The following is a 2,743-nucleotide window of genomic DNA, read 5'->3' on the forward strand; positions in this document are numbered from 1 at the left end:
TGATTTAGCTGCTCGACTGCGCCCCGCTTAAACTCAGGGCTATATTTTCTACGTTTAGACATAACAAACACTCCTTAGCCATGATTATGGCCTTCTTTAAAGTGTCCGTAAATTCGGGGTAGAACCCTCATTCATATGGGCGGGCTAAGTAATGGCTATCAATCAAGAGTGTGAGCATCAGGGGGAGCACCTAGAAGGCTATCAGTTACGAGAATACCTATCACGTCGCTTTTTCATCACAGATGATCGCGCTGCATACCCTAAGTTTTACGATCTTGAACTTAATCAGAATGGGCTCATGCAATCAAATCTTGTTGGTGTAGCCATGCATTTGGGTAAGATGAGTTATGACGATGCTAAGCAACTTGTGAGGCATGTGTATTTCAAGACCCTTGCTCCAACAAAACTCTACCGACCTGGTCAACCTCCAGTCATAAACCAAATGGGAGTGTTGTTCCTAAACAGTTGGGTGGCACCTAGGTTTGATACAGAAACACCAGGTGATCTCTCAGCCGAGCCCTTTATCAGTCATTTGGAGCGGGCTTTGGGCAAGGAAGCTGCCATGTACCTGCTTGATGTGCTGTCTTACCGGTTGCAGCACCCTAATGATAAGAAGCCACATATAGCGTTCTACTTCTATCACGAGACTGGAGGGATGGGTAAGAGTCTGTTCCTTGAAACACTCAGGAATGTCTTGGGGCAAAACTCTGTCAATACAATCAATACAACGGACAGGCTCAATAGCATGAGTGCTGCCGAGCTATGGAATACCAGTTGGCTTGCCATTGAAGAAGCTGGAGTAGCTAAGGGAAGTAAGATCTATGACACGATAAAGAGTTATACCGGGGCTGATCAGGTGGATGCAGATGCAAAGCATAAGGGATTCGGCAAGAAGGAAATTCCAGCCATGTTGATGCTAATGTCAAACAGGGCTCCGACCTTTATTGAAGCGCATGACCGACGATTCTTTGTGAAAGAGTGGTTCGTTCAGTTTGATGAGACAGAGACTAAAGATGAGTACTTTGCTCAATACACAAACTGGCTTGAGAAAGAAGGTGGTTACCAAGCGATATATCAATACTTAATTAACCACCAGGTGACTCAAGACATACGGAAAGTGCCAGTTACGAGAGAAAAGGAGATGGCTATGGATATGAGCTGCAATCCTGTTGTGACTGAGATAAAGGATTACCTTGAAGACAATGAAAAATATTGGTGCTTCAATATTGAATGCTTTGATGAAATTTTTGATAAGCACAGGGTGAACTCAAATCAGCGTAAACACTTGCTCGTTGAGGCTGGGCTGGTAAAGGATGATAGTAGATATCGTATCAATAACAATCGGTATAGATTGTGGGTCAGGGAAGGTGTTTATACCAAGGGGATTGGATCTGCTACTGCTGCTTTCTACAATGGAAGGGATGACCTGCTGAATGAAGTTACCTTGATTTCTCACAGTGGGTAACACTGACTATTTCTTGAGCATCTGTCTTCAACCTAGCATATGGGATTAAGGTGGGATAATTGGGACAATGGGACACTGCTCATTAACTCATTATATTTAATAGGATTTTAGCGGCCATTGTTGTTAGCAAAACTGGGACAGGAGCGGGCCAAAACTGAATATATGAGCTTACAGGGGCTATAGGGCTAGCGTGGCGTTAATTGAGGCAAGGAGTTGGTTCTAATCCCTATACCTCAATGGTTCTCTTCAAGAGTACTGATTCAATAACTTTCAGAATATCAGTTCTAAAGCCTAGATACTTGGTCTACGTTTTCTTAGTTCCCCAAAAAACCTATATCTCCCACTCTACGCATTTATATTTCCAGCTTTCATGCCATGAGCTACGAGCGTATTCACACTGTTTAAGTGTAGGCCACCAGCTACTCGTAGAATTACCTGAATGAACCCACACGATCATATAAACAGTCTTTGCAGACGCCCCAATGGAAACCATTAAAAAAACAGTCCAGCTAATATTATTTTCTTCATTATTAACACCTAAATTATTTTGGAAGCACTTTCGTAATGTGCGCCCCCAAAGATAAAAAAAACTATATCGTTTTTCAACTGGTGCGAGTAAAACAACTGTGCGTCGTTAAAGAACTTCGGACTTGGCCACGCCTGATTTAAGAGACAGTTAGCTCATCGTGGTTGCTTGTCTCAAAGTATCGCTACTCTCTATCACACCCTGGATCTTATAACATCATTCGCTCAATCCCAAAACCAGTGGCAAGACTCTTTGAATGGGATCCAGCAGCTTCGCTATTCACTCTTTTTTGTATCTGGGGTGGTACTACTGGAGTAAGGGGGATGGAATAGCCCCCCGGGGGGGTACGATTAGCCACCAGATGTACCGTGTTATGCTGTCTGTTGGCGGGTAAAATGTATTAGATTGGTCAGCGTAGGCCGCAAGAGAAAAAGTGTCGTATCTCTTAACCATGAGCCTATAGTTGGTGCTACAAATGGTGCTACATATATTAAATTGAATTGTAATTATTACTATAATTCAATAGGTTATATATTTGTTTCAAGTCCGGCCTTGGCGCCGTTCATACTAAAATGCGCCTGAAACGCCTTAATTTCGTTAGGTTTTTTGGCGCATTCATTCAAAATTAATCTAAAAAGTAATCTAAATCTTAGCTAGTTTCAGCTAATACCCCCCCCCCCCCCCCCCCCCCCCGGGGGGGGGGGGGGAAAACCAACAAAAACCAAAAAAAAAACCCCACCAACAAAAAAAAA

1 protein-coding gene is annotated in these 2,743 nt (G+C 43.1%); it reads left to right on the forward strand.

The features are described from left to right. The first annotated feature begins 151 nt into the window (after window positions 1–151). Window positions 152–1,465: a DUF5906 domain-containing protein gene (locus Q8A57_RS10415; protein WP_305171049.1), complete on the forward strand. Its 1,314-nt coding sequence runs from the start codon at window positions 152–154 to the stop codon at window positions 1,463–1,465. Window positions 1,466–2,743: the final 1,278 nt, after the last annotated feature.

This window comes from Porticoccus litoralis, from assembly GCF_030676955.1.
In the GTDB taxonomy this organism is placed as follows: domain Bacteria; phylum Pseudomonadota; class Gammaproteobacteria; order Pseudomonadales; family Porticoccaceae; genus Porticoccus; species Porticoccus litoralis.